Source organism: Salibacterium halotolerans, from assembly GCF_900115625.1.
GTDB classification, from domain to species: Bacteria; Bacillota; Bacilli; order Bacillales; family Marinococcaceae; genus Salibacterium; species Salibacterium halotolerans.
Map to the genome: position 1 here is coordinate 82,103 of NZ_FOXD01000014.1, position 18,363 is coordinate 100,465.

The following is an 18,363-nucleotide window of genomic DNA, read 5'->3' on the forward strand; positions in this document are numbered from 1 at the left end:
TTTTCTGAATATAAAAACAACTGTTTTTGTCGAAATCGCCTTTTTTTCTCGACGCAAACCAAAACTCGTGCTGTTCCTGAAAAAAATCAGGCCTTCGGTAAAGAGATGGCAGATTCTGCGATGCACTCGATATGCCGGCACCCCGGCTCCCTCCCGAAAAAATCTTCCCTGAACCAGTGTTCAGGGAAGATTGTCATTTCATTACTTGGAGTCAAGCAGAGTTTTTACTCGAGCAGTGACATTTTCCACGGTGAACCCGAACTGTTCAATGTTCACATCACCGGGAGCTGATGCGCCGAAACGGTCGATACCAAGCACGGCTCCGTATGCTCCCGTGTATTTGTGCCAGCCGTGGGACGCACCCATTTCAACGGCAAGAGCCGGTACGCCTTCCGGAAGCACCGTACGCTGATAGGAAACCGGCTGCTGATCAAAGGAATGCCAGCTCGGCATGCTGATTACGTTCGCCTGAACCCCTTCTTTTTCCAATGCCTGCGCCGCCTCCAGCACAAGGGAAACTTCGGATCCGGCAGCAAGGAGGAGCACATCCGGTGTAGTTCCCGCTTCCGTCAGAATGTACGCCCCTTTTCTGACACCTTCTACGGCATGATCAGCCGTGCCTGGCAGAGTAGGGACACCCTGTCTTGTCAGCACAAGCGCGGTTGGCGTGTGTGTGCTCTGAAGCGCTTCTTTCCATGCAGCTGCTGTTTCATTGCCGTCTGCCGGACGAATGACATTCACATTCGGTATGGCACGAAGAGATGACGTCTGTTCGATCGGTTCATGAGTCGGACCGTCTTCCCCGACAGCTATACTGTCATGAGTGAATACGTATGTGACCGGCAGTTCCATTAAGGCACTGAGACGCAGAGCAGGCCGCAGGTAATCGGAGAAAACCAGGAACGTGGAAACGTACGGATGGACGCCGCCATGGAGTTTCAGGCCGTTTCCTGCCGCAGCCATCGCAAATTCCCGCACGCCGAACCATATATTGCGTCCCGCGTAATTATCTCTGCCAAAATCCGTTTCTTCCTTGATCAGCGTTTTGTTGGAACCCGAAAGATCGGCTGATCCCCCGAAAAACGAAGGAACGGATTTGGAGAGCGCCTGCATAACTTCTCCAGACACGGCACGGGTTGCCGCCTTTTCATCTGTGTAAACCGGAAGATTCTCATCCCACCCGTCGGGAAGGTCTCCCTGCACGGCAAGACGGAATTGTTCTGCAAGCTGAGGGTGCTTTTCTTTGTACGTCTCAAAGAGCTGGTTCCACTCTTTCTCTTTTTCAATACCTGCAGCTTTTAGTTCCGCAAAGTGTTCCTTCACTTCCGGCGGGATATAAAAAGCATCTTCATAAGACCATTTGTAGGTGTCTTTTGCAAGTTTGACTTCGTCTTCACCGAGCGGAGCTCCGTGGGCCGCACTCGTTCCGCCTTTATTAGGCGCACCGAAACCGATTTCTGTTTTCACTTCAATAAGAGAGGGACGGCTGCTTTCTCTTGCTTCCTGCAATGCTTTTTCAATAGATGCCATGTCATTGCCGTCTTCGACGAAAACCGTGTGCCAGCCGTACGCTTCATACCGTTTCAGAACATCTTCAGAGAACGCCTGGTGGAGATCACCGTCAAGGGACACATCGTTGGAGTCATACATGAGAATGAGACGGCTTAATTGCAGATGACCTGCAAGCGACGCCGATTCAGCGGAGATTCCTTCCATTAGGTCCCCGTCTCCGCACAAAACATACGTATAATGATCGACAAGAGAAATGTCTTCTGTATTATAAGCTGCTGCAAGCTGACGCTCCGCCATAGCCATTCCGACAGCCATACCGATTCCCTGTCCGAGCGGTCCGGTAGTCGCCTCTACGCCCGGAGTGTCGCCATACTCCGGATGTCCTGGTGTTTTACTTCCCCACTGACGGAAGTTTTTAAGTTCATCCAGCGGCAGATCATAGCCGGACAAATGCAGAAGGCTGTATAACAGCATTGAGCCATGACCTGCAGATAGAACGAACCGATCCCGGTTAAACCAGTCCGGGTTGTCCGGGTTGTGGTTCATAAATGCCGACCACAGTTTATACGCCATAGGAGCAGCCCCCATCGGGAGTCCCGGATGTCCTGAATTTGCTTTTTCCACGCTGTCAATCGATAACGTCCGTATCGTATTGACGGCCAGATCTTCCACATTACCTGCTGTCATTATGTTCCCTGCCTTTCTTTTTGCGAACGCTGTTTATGTATATTGTTCCTGTATTCTTATCATAAATGTAAATGTTCGAATGCACAAGCCTGTATCAAGGACAGAAAAAATAAATAACCCCTGATGAACTGTTGTGTGTTCATCAGGGGTTATTTATTTTATTATCTATAGCAGCCGGCAAACGTTCGTGTTAACTGCGGTAGTGGGGATTGTTTCGTTTTGCTTTTTCCAGTTTCTGCGGTGTGACATCGTCACCTTCAGGGTCTACTACTTTAACAGACTGAAGCTGACTTTTAAACGAGGAGCGGAATTTCGCCAGGTATTCATTACGAAGTTCATGCTGCTCGTTTTCTTCCTGTTCGGTTAATCCAGTCGTTTTAGACCGGCGGGCCAGTTCATTAATTCGGTCAATCTTTTCCTGCGAAAGCATAGGCTCAGCGTACCCTCCCTTTGCTCCTTAATCATTCCACACTCAATGTAAATCAGAACGCGTGCAAATGCAAACAAACCTGCTTATAGTGAGAGAGTGTGAAAAGCGGTCCGCCAAACTGAAAAGCACGTTTATTCCATTTCCTCCTGATTCGATTCATATGTATGCCGCCCTTGGATATATTCTTTGTATCTACGGTGGACGGTCGCCTTTGATACGGAGTAACCAAGCCCTCTGAGCATCGCGGCAATATCATAAAAAGGAAGCTCCCTGTTCCGGAGCCTGATAATCTCTTCGAGTGGTGCTTCGATTTTCTTTCTTCCTCCTCCACCGTTTTCCGGAAGGTTGTGCTCCGGATGGTACCCGGATTCCACTGCCCGCTTCATCCCGCGCTTTATCTTTAAATTGTGCAGCCGGCGCTGCTGCTCTTCCACCATGGACAAAATGTCCATCAGCATTGTATCGTTATCCGACAGCTGCAGACGGCCTTCATCACGGACGGTATACACCGGAATATCCAGCGCCCGGATCTGGTGCAAAAGCGCAATCTTTGCATTTCCACGTCCGAGTCTCGTCTCATCCTGAATACAGAGGACATCCGCTTCCCCGGCGCTGAACATGTCCAACATGCTTAGAAGTCCGTCCCTTTCAAGAGTATAGCCCCCAGCTTCCTCTTTCACCGCCTGCCGGATTTGAAACCCATTTTGCTGCGCGAGCTGAAACAGTTCTTCCTCCTGGCGTCTCAGGGAGGTCTGCTGGGTTTCTTTTGTTGTGCTGACGCGGCAGTATATTATACAGCTTGTCATATCATTCCTTCACTTTCTCTTCGAAATTAACCGCCCAGTTATAACTCAGTATATCAGACGGCTCCTCCTGCTTCACAGCATCGGCATATCCGCCGGTTTCTTCCGGAGTATGTGACCATTCCACCACTGCAATAAGCATAACAATAGAAAGAATAAATAGAAGCAGAATCATCCATTCCTGCACGCTGATCCGTTTCCATCCGAAATTCATTTCGACCCCTCCAAATATGAGAATATCTGTTCTATCTTCAACTAACATCAGTATATAAAAGAACTATTGTTCCCGTCAAGAAAAAATTAGAACGGGTGTTTGCGGACGTATGTTTTCCATGATATAATAAACACAATAAATTTATGGAAAATGAGGTGCAGCCTATGCCTAAACTCTCCAGAAGACAGCAGCAGATTCTCGACTATATAAAAGATGAAGTAAAACTGAAAGGCTATCCTCCTTCCGTACGGGAAATCGGCGAATCTGTCGGACTCGCTTCAAGCTCCACCGTACACGGACACCTTGCCAGGCTGGAAAACAAGGGCTATATACGCCGCGACCCGACAAAACCCCGGGCCATTGAAGTGCTTGAACTGGAAGAAGATAATGTATCCATTTCAGAAAGCCAGGCGGTGTACGTTCCGGTTCTCGGTAAAGTTACCGCCGGGGAGCCGATTACAGCGGTGGAAAACATCGAGGAGTATATTCCTCTACCTGATCGTATGGTTTCCGATGAAAAAGTATTCGTCCTGACGATTGAAGGAGACAGCATGATCGAAGCGGGTATTTATGACGGAGATCTTGTTATCGTGAAACAGCAGCAGACAGCGGATAACGGCGATATTATCGTCGCGATGACCGAGGAACTGGAAGCAACTGTGAAACGATTCTTTAAAGAAGACAACTATATCCGGCTGCAGCCGGAAAACGCTGCAATGGAACCTATTATTCTCGATAACTGCACCATTCTCGGAAAAGTGTCCGGCGTATTCCGCACGCTGCATTATTAGTCATACCGCCGGATGGAATCATTCAGCACGTACAAAACAGGCCCCGTTCCACATTTTGTGGAACGGGGCCTGTTTTGTACTTCTCATTCCCTTTACCGCTTTCCTTTTTTGGTTCGATTGCCGGAGTTTTTATATCAATTCTCTTCTTTCTGTATCGATTCCAGGACATTTCGTCTTTTTCTCTATTGATTCTCCGGATTTCTTTATCGATTCTCGAGTTTTCTCTATCAATTCCCCACATTTACCTATCGATCTGCCCTCAAACCGACTCACTCAAATCCTGAAACAAAGAAAAACCCTGCCACCACTTTGGTGACAGGGCTTTATGCTTTTTAGTAAGTGGAAAGGAACTGTTCTCTTTCCCAAGGGTGAACCTGGGATCTGAACATATCCCACTCAATTTCTTTTGCTTCGGCGAAGTGCTCAATGGCATGGGAGCCGATAGCGTTGACAAGTGTTTCATCAGCAAGAAGGTGGTCAAGCGCACCGCGCAGATCTCCTGGAAGATCCTTGATTCCTTCTTCTTCACGCTCTTCTTTTGTCATTACGTAGATGTTGCGGTCCGTCGGCTCCGGAGCACTGAGCCCCCGCTTGATGCCGTCGAGTCCGGCTGCAAGCATAGAAGCCATCGCGAGATACGGGTTGGCCGATGGATCCGGACTTCTTACTTCGATACGCGTGCTCATGCCGCGTGAAGACGGAATCCGGACAAGCGGACTTCTGTTACGCAGAGACCATGCCACATAAACCGGTGCTTCAAAGCCTGGTACAAGACGCTTGTAGGAGTTAACAATCGGGTTTGTAAGCGCCGTAAAGGCATTCGCATGCTCAAGAATGCCGGCAAGGAACTGCATAGCCGTTTCGCTGAGCTGGGACTCGGTTTTCTTGTCGTAAAATGCGTTCTCTTTCCCTTTGAAGAGGGACATGTTGCAGTGCATGCCGGAGCCGTTCACGCCAAACAGCGGTTTCGGCATAAAGGTGGCGTGCAGGCCGTGTTTTCTGGCGATCGTTTTAACAGCCAGTTTAAACGTCTGGATATTGTCGCACGTTGTAACGGCATCTGCATATTTGAAGTCGATCTCATGCTGCCCCGGTGCCACTTCGTGGTGGGACGCTTCGATTTCAAATCCCATGTCTTCGAGTTCGAGAACGATATCTCGGCGGCAGTTTTCCCCAAGGTCGGTCGGAGCAAGATCGAAATAACCGCCTTTGTCGTTAAGCTCCATTGTAGGATCGCCGTTTTCATCGTTTTTGAAGAGGAAGAATTCCGGCTCCGGTCCGATATTGAAATCGGTATAGCCGAGATCTTCAGCTTCTTTCAGCACGCGTTTCAACACGCCGCGCGGATCCCCTTCAAACGGTTTCGGCTCTTCGCCGGGAGCGCCTGGTTCATATATGTCGCAGATGAGACGCGCCACTTTGCCTTTTTCCGGAGTCCACGGGAATACAACCCATGTTTCAAGATCCGGGTATAAGTACATGTCGGATTCTTCGATGCGGACGAAACCTTCAATGGAGGATCCGTCGAACATCATCAGGTTGTCCAGCGCTTTATCGAGCTGGTCGTACGGAATCTCCACGTTCTTGATGATCCCCTGGAGATCGGTGAACTGCAGACGAATAAATTTTACGTTTTCTTCCTCAGCCATTCTCATAATGTCTTTTTTTGTAGTGGCCATGACGTAATCTCCTCTCTTGTAGATAAAATGAATATGAAATCCTCTACCGGACGGCAGAAGAAGGTTCATCGTAACTTAATGAAAGAATCGCGAAAGCTGACCCTGTATCATGGAAGAGCGTCCCTGTGATCCCGCCATCATCACTTCTTTCTGCAGATGACGCCGCAGCTCTTTGTCGCTCATACTTTCGGTGTTTCTCAGCGCCGGCGCGGGCTTTTGTTCCTGTTCCACCCGGAGATCAAAAATTTCCCTGATGCCGGAAATATTCACGCCCCGTTCGATCAGGCTTTTAATTTCCAGAAGCTTATCGACATCATTGAAAGAAAACTGGCGCTGATTTCCTTCTGTCCGTGACGGGTGGACCAGTCCATTTTCTTCGTAATACCGAATCTGCCTGGCCGACAATTCTGTCAGTTTTTTCACAATACTTATGGGAAATAAAGGCATATTCCGCCGGATTTGATCATTCATCTGGCTGCCTCCTTTCCTCATTGAAGTTACATTCATCCTACAGGATGTAAGGTTTTTAGTCAATAACATGTTAACTATTTTTACATTGAAAATTACATACCCGATTCTGCCGGGACAAAAAGCAGGTTTTCCCGAAGCAGTGTCTCTAGTCCGTGCGTCACCGCATAGATGACATGGGCAGTGGTCAGCCCCCCCTGCACATAGGCCCGGTATGGCGGACGCAGCGGTCCATCTGCTGTCAGTTCAATGCTCGACCCTTGAATAAACGTTCCGGCAGCCATAATGACGTCATCCGCGTATCCCGGCATTGATGACGGGTGGGGCTGAACCATCGCATCCACCGGTGACGCTTCCTGCACCGCCTGGCAGAACCGGACCATTCTCTGTTTTTCTTCAAATTCCACAGCCTGCACAATGTCGGTCCGTGCTCCGCTGCTTGAAGGAAACGTTTTTAACCCGGCCTGCTCAAAAAGAGCAGAGGTAAACAGCGCTCCTTTTAATGCCTGTCCGACAACGTGCGGGGCCATAAATAGTCCTTGATACATCTCAGGAAGTGTGTTGAACATCGCGCCGCCCTCAAGGCCGATTCCAGGCGCGGCAAAACGCGAAGAAGCCTGCTCCACGAGTTTTGCATTTCCTGCGATATAGCCGCCGCTCCGGACGATGCCGCCTCCCGGGTTTTTTATTAACGAGCCGGCAGTAATGTCCGCTCCCGCGTGACCCGGCTCCTCTTTTTCGACAAACTCTCCGTAGCAGTTATCAACAAACACGATAATATCCGGACGATGCGCTTTGAGGTGGGAAATGATGTCTTTCAGTTTGGTTATCGACAGAGACGGCCGGTCGTCATATCCTTTGGAGCGCTGCAATGCGACGACTTTCGTATTTTCCTCGACACACGAAAGCAGCATCCCAGGATCAGGAAACCCATTCTCATCAAGTGGTGCAATCGAGCACTCCATACCGTACTCCATCATCGTTCCCGCTTCCTCATTATTCAGACCGACTGCCGTCTGCAGTGTGTCATAAGGTGCTCCTGCATAAAGCAGGTGGTCACCGGGCCGCAGTACTCCAAACAGCGCAGCAGTGATGGCGTGCGTTCCCGAAATGAAATGGGGCCGCACGATGGCCGCTTCCGTTCCAAATACGTCAGCATATATGTTATCCAGGGTTTCCCGGCCGACATCATCATACCCGTATCCACTCGATGCCTGCTGAATATGAACAGAAGACGCCTTGTGTTTATGAAAAATCTGAAGCAGACGGCGCTGATTAGCTTCCGCCGTTTTTTCCACCGCCTGATATCCTTTTGCCGCTGTTTTTTCCGCTTGTTCCCGTACGAAATTCACTTTATCTGTTACATACATGGCATGGTTTCCTTTCTATTTCTTCCATTGCTGAAGTGTCCCCTGAACCGGATGATCCAAAAAGGCAGATCCGGTAAAGATCACATACCGGCTGTCATCACTCATTTTTTGCGTATCAACCATCGTCAGCCGCTGAATGTCGGCAATGGCTTTCCCTTCTTCGACAGGCACTTTCACTTTGTAGTACTGCATCTGCTCCCTGAGCGTCTGCTCCATCAGATGACGGAGGGAATCGACGTCCTCTTCTTCAAGGGCCGACATGTAAAGAAACGGATGTTTCGATGCGGTTGTTACGTAATTTCCATTCATTTCATCCGCCTTGTTAAAAACGGTGATCACCGGAATCGTATGGGCATCCAGTTCTTCGAGCAGCTTGTCCACTGTGTCAATATGGTCGTCCGCCGATGGATCGGAGGCATCGACAACATGAATCAGCACATCCGCTTCTTTCACTTCTTCGAGTGTGGAGCGGAACGCTGCGATAAGTGTAGTTGGAAGATTCCGTATAAACCCAACCGTATCCGTAAGAAGTACCGGATAGCCGGCAGGAAGCTGCATTTTCCGCGTCAGAGGATCAAGCGTGGCAAAAAGCAGGTCTTCCTGAAACGTTTCCGCTCCCGAAAGACTGCTTAAAAGCGTCGATTTGCCGGCGTTGGTATAGCCGACAAGAGCAAACTGAACCGTTTTATTCCGGCGGCGCTGTTTCCGGTAGTTTTCCCGTTGTTCTCTTACTTCCTGAAGCCGGGCTCTTAAATCATCCATCCGTCTTAATAAATACCGGCGGTCCGTTTCCAGTTTTGTCTCCCCGGGTCCGCGTGTTCCAATCCCGCCGCCGAGTCTGGAAAATGATTCTCCCTGGCCGGCAAGACGGGGAAGAAGATAGGAAAGCTGAGCGAGTTCCACCTGAATCTTCCCTTCTTTGGTATGGGCCCGGCCGGCAAAGATATCAAGAATCAGCTGTGTCCGGTCGATCACACGGACCGGGATATCCCGGTCCAGATTCCTTATCTGCCCGGGGGATAATTCATCATTGAAAACAACGAGATCCGCTTCCTTTTCTTCGACCGCTTCATTGATTTCCTCTATCTTTCCCTTACCGATAAAGGTGGCCGGATCCGGTTTCTGTCTCACCTGGATGAAATGTTCCTGCACCTCTCCCTGGACGGTGTGAACAAGGGCGGTCAATTCTTCCAGACTTTTCTCCAGGTCTTCTTCTGAATGTCCCGGCAGCCGGCAGCCGGCGATTACTACTTTTTCTGTCATGCGGTTACTCCTTTCCAGTACCTGGCATATCTGTTTCTTCGAGTGTCATCAGCGTGTGTTGATTCATCGGCTCCGGTTCCTCCAGCAGACGAAGGGCCTGCCGGCGGATGATGCGTTCCACCAGATTTCTCACATAGCGGCCATTCTGACGGAAATCCGCTTCCCGGAGCATCTGAAAATGACCGTACAGCTTCTGCCGCATTCTATCAGTGACCTGATACTGTTTTTCTGTAATCAGCCGTTCCGTCAGTGTCAGCATATCACCTCCGGAGAAATCACGGAACGTCAATGTATTAGGAAAGCGCGACGGAAGTCCGGGATTCAGATTTAAAAACTGTCTCATTTCATCAGGATACCCTGCCAGAATCAAAACAAATTTATGCTGCCTGTCTTCCATTGCTTTTACAAGCGCGTCCACAGCTTCCCGGCCGAAGTCTTTTTCTCCGCCCCGTGCAAGCGAATATGCTTCATCAATAAAAAGAATCCCCCCTTCAGCTTTTTTTACGATATCTTTGGTTTTCTGTGCGGTCTGACCAATATATTCTCCGACCAGATCGGCCCGGTCTGCTTCTATGAAATGACCTTCCTCAAGTACTTCCATATCTTTGAGCATCGCTGCCATGATCCTGGCAACCGTTGTTTTTCCGGTGCCCGGGTTGCCGATAAAAAGCATGTGGTAATTCTGAGGGGTTACCGTCATTCCGAGCTCTCTCCGGCATTCATTCACGTAGACGAGCGCATACATTTCCCGGATGAAGGTGAGCACCGGATCCATCCCGATCATGCCGCTGAGCCGTTTTTTGGCTTTCAGGAGCGGGTAATGTCCGGCGTCTGACAACCATTCCTGGCTTTTACCGGTATCTTTATTATCATGGTTCAGCTGTATCTGTATTTTTCTATGGTCTTTCATCTGTACCATTACAGTCATCCCCTCTTTCTGAACACAATATCCTGTGGGCGCCTACCCATACTATACGTTTATCCATAGTGATTGGTGAATCCGCATTCTGATATAATGAATACACGATGACAGGGAAAGGAAGGAAAGAATGGCGGAAAACATGTATGTTCTTCCTTCACCGGCACAGGATTTTCTCGAGTTTCTAAAAGCCAGGGGAAGAAAAAAAAGCACCATTACCCGTTACCATTACGACCTCGCCGATTTTTTTCGATATATAGAAGTGACTGCAAAAGCAGAACATTTGTCTGCTTTGACTGCGGCAGCAACCGGCCGGGTGGAAGAATATTTTTCGTTTCTTGTACAGAGCAGGCATTACCACCCGCGCACGATTAAACGAATTCACACCGTGCTGAAGCAGTATTTCGAATTTCTTCATAATACAGGAAGGTGTGCATCCAATCCGATGAAATCCTTCGACCCGGCTGATTTAACAAGGGAAGAGTTTTCATCGGAAGCTCTTATTCATCCTTCTGAAGAAAAAAAATTAATGGAAACCCTGCAGTCCGATGCGGGCTTGAGCGAAAAGCAAGCAGCGGCACGTCCACTGCTTGCTCCGAGAAATCTGGTCATTATCCGCTGGTTTCTCTGTTACGGGCTCCGTATGCAGGAACTGTCTTCTCTTTGTCTAAAAGATATCAATCAAGGGCAGGGTCTTCTTCATATTCCGGAATCCACCGGTAACCCACGGGTGGTTTCCTTGTCCAAAAAAGACCAATCTTTATTATATCATTATTTTCACGTCATCCCGAAACCCGTCCGTCCATTTCTTGGACATCATCCGGTTTTCGCCGCCTTTGATTTTCAGCGGCGAACGTACCGCTGGAGCTATGAAGAAGACCGTCCCAAACATTTAACCGAAGTTGCCATTCAGAAAATGATACGGGAGGAAAGAAAACGGGCGGGAATTGAGCGCTCCATTTCATCCAAACATCTCCGCAACACATTTATAGTCCGCGCGCTCCAGTCAGGGCAGAGTCCGGAAAAAATCCAGGAAATGCTTGGGCTGAACACGATACTCACATTAACAAAATACATCGATTATGCCACTGAAATCAGCAGTTCTCCACCTGGAAACAGTGACTGAAAAAACACTCTGCCGGCCGATACCTTCACCGGACTGTGTGATGCCTGAACATCAAAAAAGCTTCCGGGCTGTATCCCCCGGAAGCTTTGGTTTATTCATTTGTGACGGAGTCTGCGGATTCCGGTTCTATCTGCAGCGGCACATGACGCTGCGGTGCAAAAGTGGAAATTGCGTGTTTATAGATGAGCTGCTGTTTTCCGTCGCTGTCAAGCACTACTGTGAAGTTATCGAAAGCTTTGACGTGTCCCCGAAGCTGAAACCCATTCAAGAGAAAAACAGTGACAGCTATTTTCTCTCTGCGCAGCGTGTTTAGGAATTGATCCTGAATGTTGACCGGCTGTTTCATGACATAACGTCCTCCTCATCATACTCTGCCTCTATTCCTACGTATTCGACGGCAGATCGTATTCTCCTTCTATCAACTGGATCATTTTATTTATTTTTTCTTCATGGAGTCCGTCTGTCATGTCAAACCAGTTCACCCTTTCCTTGTTGCGAAACCATGTCAATTGTCTCTTGGCGTACTGCCTGGAGTGCTGTTTCAGTGTTTCCACCGCTTCTGTGAATGTGCAGCGCCCTTCAAAATAAGGGAAGAATTCTTTATAACCGATGGCCTGGGCCGCCTGAACATCACGCGGGTACTTATCAAAAAGCCACTTTGCTTCGTCCGGAAGCCCCTCTTTTATCATTTGGTCCACCCTGGTGTTGATGCGCTGGTACAGCGTACTGCGTTCCATCGTCAGACCGATCATGAGATGGTGGTAAAACATGTCGTCTTCTGATTCAAACGACCGCTTTGTTTGTCCGCCTATATGGCGGATTTCCAGGGCACGGACCGTTTTTTTCACATTATTGGGGTGGATCCGCGCTGCGTTTTCTTCATCCATTTCCCGCAGTTTATCATGCAGGGAACGGGCGCCGTGGTTCCGGGCAAACTCCTCCATTTCCCGGCGGAATTCGGGATCGGAAGGCGTATCGTGAAAATCAAGACCACGGATAACAGCCCGGATATACAGCCCGGTTCCTCCAGCTATAATGGGAAGCTTCCCTCTTGCATTGATATTGCGGATATGTTCGGCTGCTTTCTGCTGAAAGGAGGCCGCGGAATACGAATCATCAGGCCGGCGTTCATCGATGAAATAATGAGGGATGCCGCGCCGCTCGTTTTCGGAGACTTTCGCCGTTCCAATATCAAGACCTTTATAAATCTGCATTGAATCTCCACTCAGAATCTCACCGTCAAAATACGAAGCAAGGCGGATGGCGGTTTCTGATTTACCGACAGCTGTCGGTCCGGCGATGACGACGACTTTATCTTTTGTCATGATGACTCTCCTTTTACAAACACAGCATATGAAAATCTTGAAACGGCGCGGTGGTGCGCCGCAAAACCCATTTCCCGAAGAAAATCCGGGAAGCCTCTTGTTTTAATAACGACACGCCTGGCAGCTTTACGGACTGCTTTGTGCACGGCGTCACGAGCCGGGAACCGGTGGCAGGCAAACGATCGAAGCGGGGACAGATGGACGGAATCATTCAGGGCTTCATCAAACATAGGATCCATATAAATCACATCAAAACTGTTGTCAGGCAGTTCTTCAAGCACTTTTTCGAAGCTGCCGGATATAATATCGATGGTTCGCATCGCGACATTGAATTCATCCGATGAAGACTCCCACATCTTCATGCCTTTTGCGACAAGATGAGTAACATAAGGGTTCCACTCCACCGCTTGTACATAACCATTTGCTCCTGTTACAAAACGGGAAACGATGCTGTCGGAACCGAGTCCCATCGTTGTATCGAGCACCGACATCCCTTCCTGCAGACCCATGGCTTCCACCATCGGGTCTCTTTCCCCGCGGGCCATCCGCTGATACCGGATCCAGGCCATGCTGGGATGAAAGGCAAGTGGTTTCAGGGCTTTTGGGTGGTATAGTTTATCCTGCGTTTTTCCTACTGCGTAAATAGGTTCCTGCGCATAAGCCAGCCATTTTTGAAAAGACCGTTTTCTGCGGGCTTCAAACGCCACGCCCCACTCACCAGCCAGAGTCCGTGCTTCTTCTGTTTCTTCCGGAAGGGCTTTTTTTGCTGTCGTAATAATCACTCGTCTCCCTGCTTTCTACTGGACTCAAAGAATCAGGCCTGTTTGAGCCTGCGTCAAAATAAAAATCCCTTTTGAAAGAAAAGGGATTTTACGTCGGTATAAGAGCGCGATTTAATGATCGGACTGGGACTGTTTCATAAAATAAACAGCCATGATGGAACTGATAAAAATAGCAAGACCTGAAACGCTGAGTATAGCAATCAAATCAAAGGCAGTCATACATCTACGTCTCCTTCTTAAACCGTTTACATCGATTATAACATAACACGTACTCAAAGCATCCCCCAAAATGTGACGAAGATGCAAACATCTAAGCTACATAACCCGCTTAAACATTTTTTCCATGTCATACCCGGAAAAATGTATAAATACAGGCCTTCCATGAGGGCATGTGAACGGTGTCTCACAATGACGCAGATCTTCAAGGAGAGACTGTATTTCATCGCTCCGGAGATGGCGGTTCGCTTTAATTGCCCCTTTACAGGACATCAATATGGCCGCTTCTTCAAGAAGCGCGGAAACCCGGATCTGTTTATCCTCAAGGAGCTGTTGAATCAGTTCGCGGATGGTGTTTTCTTCTTCTCCCGCCGGAAACCAGGCCGGGTGGGAAGAGACACGGTACGTCCGGAACCCAAACGGTTCAAGATACACTCCTGCCTGCTTTAAGTCCTCCTCATACGCTGTGATGATGCGTTCTTCATCCGGCGAAAGCTCCAGAGTCATCGGAATCATAAGTTCCTGGATGTGCCGGTTGGTCTCGGTAATTTTATCCCGGTAGTATTCATAATAAATCCTCTCCTGGGCGGCATGCTGATCAATAATATACAGACCGTTTTCATTCTGGGCAAGAATGTACGTCCCTTGAAGCTGCCCGATAGGTTCAAGCTCGGGAACCCGTTTCTCTTTTTCCCCACCGGCCGCCGCTGCCTTTGGCTCTGGCTCCGGCACGGGGCGGGACACATTTTCAGTCGGTTGGTACTCTTCCACAGCAGGTGCAGGATTCCGATTCAAAGAATAGGCAGGCTCCCGTGGTTCCAATGCTTCTTCCGGAGGAAACGGCGCAGCTTCAGGTGTGTTTTGGCGGTATACCGGAGAAGGAGTTGTATCCTGACTGGTATGTTCTGGTTGTTTGGGCCGAGCCTCCCATTCGAGCGGTACCTGTTCCGTTTTCGGGTTTTTCGCGCGTGATGTTTCTACTTCCGGAATAAATGTCTGTTTGGAAAGCGTTTCTTTTAAGGCCTGTTCGATAAGAGTGAGGAGCTCCTGTTCTTTGCTGATTTTTACTTCCAGTTTAGCCGGATGAACATTCACGTCAATCAAAACCGGATCCATTTCAATATGAAGCGCAATCATCGGATGTCGGCCGATTGGAAGCAGCGTGTGATACGCTTTTTCCACAGCCTTTACGATAGGGAAGTGCCTGACATAACGACCATTTATAAAGATGGAAATGTACTGCCTCGAGGCCCGGTTCACTTCTGGTTCAGCCGCCAGACCCTGAATCTTGTAATCCATAGAGGACGTTTTTACGGGGAGAAACTTCGCCGCGGTCCGGCGGCCGTAAATGGCCGCCAGAACAGCTTTCATATCACCGCTGCCATTGGTGAAAAGAAGCTGCCGTCCATTATGGGACAGAGTGATGGCAACAGCTGGATGGGCAAGCGCAAGACGGTTCACAACGTCAGTAATATTGCCGATCTCGGTATGGATGGTCTTCATGTATTTCAGGCGCGCCGGCGTGTTAAAAAACAGGTCCCTCACCGTAATGTCTGTTCCTTTCCGGGCTTTGGCAGCGGAAAGCGCTATCCGTTTTCCGCCCTGATAACGAATGAGTGTCCCTTCTCCTTCCCCTGTTCCGGTCGTTAAATCCAGGTTGGAAACGGCCGCAATACTTGGGAGCGCTTCTCCCCGGAAACCAAGGCTCGCAATCTGAAACAAATCCCGCTCTGATGTTATTTTACTTGTGGCGTGCCGGAGAAAGGCCAGTTCCGCATTATCACGCGTCATACCACTGCCATTGTCCACCACCCGGATTTTGGAGAGTCCGCCTTCTTCTATCTCAATATCGACCCGGGTGCTTTCGGCATCAATCGCATTTTCCACCAGCTCTTTTACAATCGATGCAGGGCGTTCCACTACTTCTCCGGCCGCGATTTTATTGGATAGTTCGTCGGTCAGTTTTTTCACTTCTGCCATGACCGCCCCTCCTTATCGTTTCAGTTTCTGTTGATACTCATACAATAACTCCAGCGCCTGTATCGGCGACATATGAAGCACATCCGCCTTTTTCAAATCTTCGATGACTGGATGTGTTTTTCGTTCTTCTTTTTGTTTGGAACCGTCTGAACCTGCTGGGGTTGGTTCGAACAATGCAAGCTGTTCTCCCTCCCCCGCATCCGATTCATATGAACTGTTTAGTACTGGTGCGGGTGTTAGCTCCTCGTTTTCTTCATGTAACACGCGGTCAACATGTCCTTCAAATTGGTGAAGAAGCGTTTCCGCGCGGTCCAGCACTCCGTCGGGCAGTTCTGCAAGTTTGGCAACATAAATGCCGTAACTCCGATCCGCTCTTCCCTGTTCCACTTTATGAAGAAACACGATATTTCCTTCTTCCTCCACAGCACGGACATGGACGTTGAACAGTTTCGACATCGTGTCTTCGAGTGTCGTCAGTTCATGATAGTGGGTGGAAAACAGCGTTTTGGCCCCAATACGCTCATGGATGTATTCCACAATCGACTGAGCCAGCGCCATCCCATCGTAGGTCGATGTTCCGCGCCCGATCTCATCAAGAAGAATGAGACTGTCCGGGGTCGCCATCGAGAGCGCCTGCTTTGTTTCCAGCATTTCCACCATAAACGTGCTCTGCCCGGAAGTTAGATCGTCCGATGCCCCGATACGGGTGAAGATCTGGTCGAACACGGGAAGCTCCGCCTTTTCGGCAGGAACAAAGCAGCCGGCCTGAGCCATGATGGAAAGCAACGCGGTCTGGCGCATGTATGTGCTTTTACCGGCCATGTTCGGGCCTGTAATCAGCAGTATCTCCCGCTGATCGTTCAATTCCATGTCGTTGGCGACGTATTCCCCCTGGTCCAGCATCTGTTCGATCACCGGATGACGCCCCCCGGTAATGGACAGTCGGCGGTTCGCCGAGAATTCCGGGCGGACGTACTGCATGCGTTCGCTTTGTACAGCAAATCCCTGCAGCACGTCGATCTCGCTTATTATCCGCGCCGTCTCCTGAAGCGGCTGCAGGTATTCTTTGACTTGATCCCTGATGTCAAGGAACAGCTGATACTCAAGCTCCGTGCTGTGATGCTCCGCGCCCAGAATCATCTCTTCTTTTTCCTTCAGTTCCGGCGTAATATAACGTTCGGCGTTCGTTAACGTCTGTTTCCGTTCATACCGTCCTTCCGGGAGGTAAGGAATGTTCGGCCTGGTCACTTCAATGTAGTATCCAAACACTTTATTGAAACCGACCTTTAATGATTTGATGCCGGTCGCGTCCCGTTCCTGTTTCTCGAGCCTTGAGATCCAGTCCTTTCCATTTCTGCTCGCTTCCTTATACTCATCGAGTTTATCGTGCCAGCCTTCTTTAATAAGACCGCCCTCTGTGATGGAAACCGGGGGATCGTCCGCCAGACTTTTCTCCAGCATGTCACGGAGACCGCTGAAATCTCCCGCTCGTTCTGTCCATTCTTTCATTGTTTCATTGTCCAGCGAGTCCAGCAGCGAAAAAAGCTCAGGCAGTTCCTGAAGAGAACGGCGGAGCTGCACCATTTCTCTTGCATTTACATTGCCGTAGGCGGTTTTACCAGCAAGGCGTTCAAGGTCATACACGTAGCGGAGCCTGTCCCTGAGCTCTTCCCGTTCAAAATAATGCGCAAGAAACGATTCCACCACAGAATGGCGTTTTTTCATGTCATCCACATTCAAAAGCGGCTGCTCCACCCATTTTCTGACGAGGCGTCCTCCCATAGCGGTAACGCTCTGATCCATCAGCCAAAGCAGCGACCCCCGTTTATTATGGTCCATCAGCGTCTCGGTCAGCTCCAGATTCCGCCTGGCATGAATATCAAGCTGCATGCTGTCTTTCGGACGGTACAGCTGCATCGTCTGAAGGTGGGATAACGATCGTTTCTGGGTGCGCACAAAATAATTTGTCAGCAGCGCAAAAGCACTCTCCACTTTTGAGCCGGCATGTTCGGGCAGGAGTGCCTGGAAATCCTGCTGAAGCTTTGTATCTTCTTCCACAGAGCAGACAATCGATGCCGGAAGGATATGTCCGGCATCAAAAGAAGAAGGCACAATCAGTTCTTTAATTCCGGTCCGCGTTATTTCACGCTGCCACTGTCGTGTGTCTTTATCGAGCACCGCGCCTTCTATTTCCCCTGTCGTTAAGTCTGCTTTTACAAACGAGGCGGTTCCGTCGTCACAAGGATAAAGAGCGGCGGTAAAATTGTTTTCATTTTCCCTCACCGCCCGGCCTTCCATTACCGTTCCAGGCGTTACGACCTGCACTACTTCCCTGCGGACGACTCCTTTTGCTGTTTTTGGATCCTCCACCTGTTCACAGATGGCAATCTTATATCCCTTTTCAATAAGGGTGGAGATATACTGCTCCGCCGAGTGATACGGCACGCCGCACATCGGGATGTGCTGCTCGTTACTGCTTCCGCGCCGGGTCAGCGTGATCTCGAGCTCCCGGGCGGCCTGTACGGCGTCATCGAAAAAAAGCTCGTAAAAATCACCGAGCCGGTAAAATAAAAACGTATCCCCGTATTGCGATTTAATATCTTTATATTGTTTCATCATGGGTGTTTCTTCGGCCACGTCTATTCCTCCACTGCTGATTGATGTATATTCCTATTATATCATACGGGTTTTGATGAAAGGAAAAAGGGGCTGTATCAAAAGGTTGTGAAAAAATGACCTTTTACAGCTCCTTTTTCTATTTCATATACAAAAAAATCGCCTCTTTCGGTATAATGAAG

At 49.3% G+C, this 18,363-nt stretch carries 16 protein-coding genes; 2 read left to right on the top strand and 14 right to left on the bottom strand.

What is annotated here, in order from left to right:
* Nucleotides 1-201: 201 nt before the first annotated feature.
* The 4 genes from tkt to BM124_RS12530 all read right to left on the bottom strand — a co-directional run bounded on the left by tkt (nucleotide 202) and on the right by BM124_RS12530 (nucleotide 3,646).
* Entirely contained in the window at nucleotides 202-2,199 is a 1,998-nt protein-coding gene (gene tkt / locus BM124_RS12515) for a transketolase (protein WP_093337984.1), read from the bottom strand.
* A gap of 190 nt (nucleotides 2,200-2,389) precedes the next feature.
* A complete protein-coding gene (locus BM124_RS12520) occupies nucleotides 2,390-2,629 on the bottom strand; it encodes a DUF896 domain-containing protein (protein WP_090926034.1) in 240 nt (79 codons plus the stop codon).
* Between the two features lie 131 nt (nucleotides 2,630-2,760).
* Nucleotides 2,761-3,435: a YneB family resolvase-like protein gene (locus BM124_RS12525; RefSeq protein WP_093337985.1), complete on the bottom strand. Its 675-nt coding sequence runs from the start codon at nucleotides 3,433-3,435 to the stop codon at nucleotides 2,761-2,763.
* A gap of 1 nt (nucleotide 3,436) precedes the next feature.
* Nucleotides 3,437-3,646, bottom strand: coding sequence for a hypothetical protein (locus BM124_RS12530; protein ID WP_093337987.1), 210 nt, complete (start codon nucleotides 3,644-3,646; stop codon nucleotides 3,437-3,439).
* Nucleotides 3,647-3,810: 164 nt separating this feature from the next.
* On the opposite strand from BM124_RS12530, the gene lexA reads away from it, so the two are divergent.
* On the top strand, nucleotides 3,811-4,437 hold the full coding sequence (gene lexA / locus BM124_RS12535; RefSeq protein ID WP_093337988.1) for a transcriptional repressor LexA: 627 nt from the start codon (nucleotides 3,811-3,813) through the stop codon (nucleotides 4,435-4,437).
* 332 nt (nucleotides 4,438-4,769) lie between these two features.
* On the opposite strand, the gene glnA is transcribed toward lexA, so the two are convergent.
* From glnA to BM124_RS12560, 5 genes are all read right to left on the bottom strand, one after another.
* On the bottom strand, nucleotides 4,770-6,116 hold the full coding sequence (gene glnA / locus BM124_RS12540) for a type I glutamate--ammonia ligase (RefSeq protein ID WP_093337990.1): 1,347 nt from the start codon (nucleotides 6,114-6,116) through the stop codon (nucleotides 4,770-4,772).
* A 75-nt stretch (nucleotides 6,117-6,191) separates the two neighbouring features.
* Nucleotides 6,192-6,587: a MerR family transcriptional regulator gene (locus BM124_RS12545; protein ID WP_093337992.1), complete on the bottom strand. Its 396-nt coding sequence runs from the start codon at nucleotides 6,585-6,587 to the stop codon at nucleotides 6,192-6,194.
* 92 nt (nucleotides 6,588-6,679) lie between these two features.
* On the bottom strand, nucleotides 6,680-7,954 hold the full coding sequence (locus tag BM124_RS12550; protein ID WP_093337993.1) for a methionine gamma-lyase family protein: 1,275 nt from the start codon (nucleotides 7,952-7,954) through the stop codon (nucleotides 6,680-6,682).
* Between the two features lie 15 nt (nucleotides 7,955-7,969).
* Nucleotides 7,970-9,217 carry a GTPase HflX gene (gene hflX, locus BM124_RS12555; RefSeq protein WP_093337995.1) on the bottom strand — a complete coding sequence of 416 codons (1,248 nt, stop codon included), beginning with the start codon at nucleotides 9,215-9,217 and terminating at the stop codon, nucleotides 7,970-7,972.
* A gap of 4 nt (nucleotides 9,218-9,221) precedes the next feature.
* Nucleotides 9,222-10,136: an AAA family ATPase gene (locus BM124_RS12560; protein WP_244504330.1), complete on the bottom strand. Its 915-nt coding sequence runs from the start codon at nucleotides 10,134-10,136 to the stop codon at nucleotides 9,222-9,224.
* Nucleotides 10,137-10,266: 130 nt separating this feature from the next.
* On the opposite strand from BM124_RS12560, the gene BM124_RS12565 reads away from it, so the two are divergent.
* Nucleotides 10,267-11,262, top strand: coding sequence for a tyrosine-type recombinase/integrase (locus BM124_RS12565; protein ID WP_093337998.1), 996 nt, complete (start codon nucleotides 10,267-10,269; stop codon nucleotides 11,260-11,262).
* Between the two features lie 91 nt (nucleotides 11,263-11,353).
* On the opposite strand, the gene hfq is transcribed toward BM124_RS12565, so the two are convergent.
* From hfq to mutS, 5 genes are all read right to left on the bottom strand, one after another.
* Entirely contained in the window at nucleotides 11,354-11,608 is a 255-nt protein-coding gene (hfq, locus tag BM124_RS12570; protein ID WP_093337999.1) for an RNA chaperone Hfq, read from the bottom strand.
* A gap of 37 nt (nucleotides 11,609-11,645) precedes the next feature.
* Entirely contained in the window at nucleotides 11,646-12,587 is a 942-nt protein-coding gene (gene miaA / locus BM124_RS12575; protein ID WP_093338001.1) for a tRNA (adenosine(37)-N6)-dimethylallyltransferase MiaA, read from the bottom strand.
* A complete protein-coding gene (locus BM124_RS12580) occupies nucleotides 12,584-13,369 on the bottom strand; it encodes a class I SAM-dependent methyltransferase (RefSeq protein ID WP_093338003.1) in 786 nt (261 codons plus the stop codon). Before BM124_RS12580 ends, miaA begins: the two co-directional genes overlap by 4 nt.
* Nucleotides 13,370-13,684: 315 nt before the next feature.
* On the bottom strand, nucleotides 13,685-15,565 hold the full coding sequence (mutL, locus tag BM124_RS12585) for a DNA mismatch repair endonuclease MutL (RefSeq protein WP_093338004.1): 1,881 nt from the start codon (nucleotides 15,563-15,565) through the stop codon (nucleotides 13,685-13,687).
* A 12-nt stretch (nucleotides 15,566-15,577) separates the two neighbouring features.
* The gene (mutS, locus tag BM124_RS12590; RefSeq protein ID WP_093338006.1) at nucleotides 15,578-18,202 is read right to left on the bottom strand and encodes a DNA mismatch repair protein MutS; all 2,625 of its coding nucleotides are present in this window, start codon (nucleotides 18,200-18,202) and stop codon (nucleotides 15,578-15,580) included.
* Nucleotides 18,203-18,363 lie beyond the last annotated feature (161 nt).

Bases quoted from the DNA above. Each gene is read 5' to 3' on its own strand.
- tkt (WP_093337984.1), bottom strand. From the start codon at position 2,199: ATGACAGCAGGTAATGTGGAAGATCTGGCCGTCAATACGATACGGACG.
- BM124_RS12520 (WP_090926034.1), bottom strand. From the start codon at position 2,629: ATGCTTTCGCAGGAAAAGATTGACCGAATTAATGAACTGGCCCGCCGG.
- BM124_RS12525 (WP_093337985.1), bottom strand. From the start codon at position 3,435: ATGACAAGCTGTATAATATACTGCCGCGTCAGCACAACAAAAGAAACC.
- BM124_RS12530 (WP_093337987.1), bottom strand. From the start codon at position 3,646: ATGAATTTCGGATGGAAACGGATCAGCGTGCAGGAATGGATGATTCTG.
- lexA (WP_093337988.1), top strand. From the start codon at position 3,811: ATGCCTAAACTCTCCAGAAGACAGCAGCAGATTCTCGACTATATAAAA.
- glnA (WP_093337990.1), bottom strand. From the start codon at position 6,116: ATGGCCACTACAAAAAAAGACATTATGAGAATGGCTGAGGAAGAAAAC.
- BM124_RS12545 (WP_093337992.1), bottom strand. From the start codon at position 6,587: ATGAATGATCAAATCCGGCGGAATATGCCTTTATTTCCCATAAGTATT.
- BM124_RS12550 (WP_093337993.1), bottom strand. From the start codon at position 7,954: ATGTATGTAACAGATAAAGTGAATTTCGTACGGGAACAAGCGGAAAAA.
- hflX (WP_093337995.1), bottom strand. From the start codon at position 9,217: ATGACAGAAAAAGTAGTAATCGCCGGCTGCCGGCTGCCGGGACATTCA.
- BM124_RS12560 (WP_244504330.1), bottom strand. From the start codon at position 10,136: ATGGTACAGATGAAAGACCATAGAAAAATACAGATACAGCTGAACCAT.
- BM124_RS12565 (WP_093337998.1), top strand. From the start codon at position 10,267: ATGGCGGAAAACATGTATGTTCTTCCTTCACCGGCACAGGATTTTCTC.
- hfq (WP_093337999.1), bottom strand. From the start codon at position 11,608: ATGAAACAGCCGGTCAACATTCAGGATCAATTCCTAAACACGCTGCGC.
- miaA (WP_093338001.1), bottom strand. From the start codon at position 12,587: ATGACAAAAGATAAAGTCGTCGTCATCGCCGGACCGACAGCTGTCGGT.
- mutL (WP_093338004.1), bottom strand. From the start codon at position 15,565: ATGGCAGAAGTGAAAAAACTGACCGACGAACTATCCAATAAAATCGCG.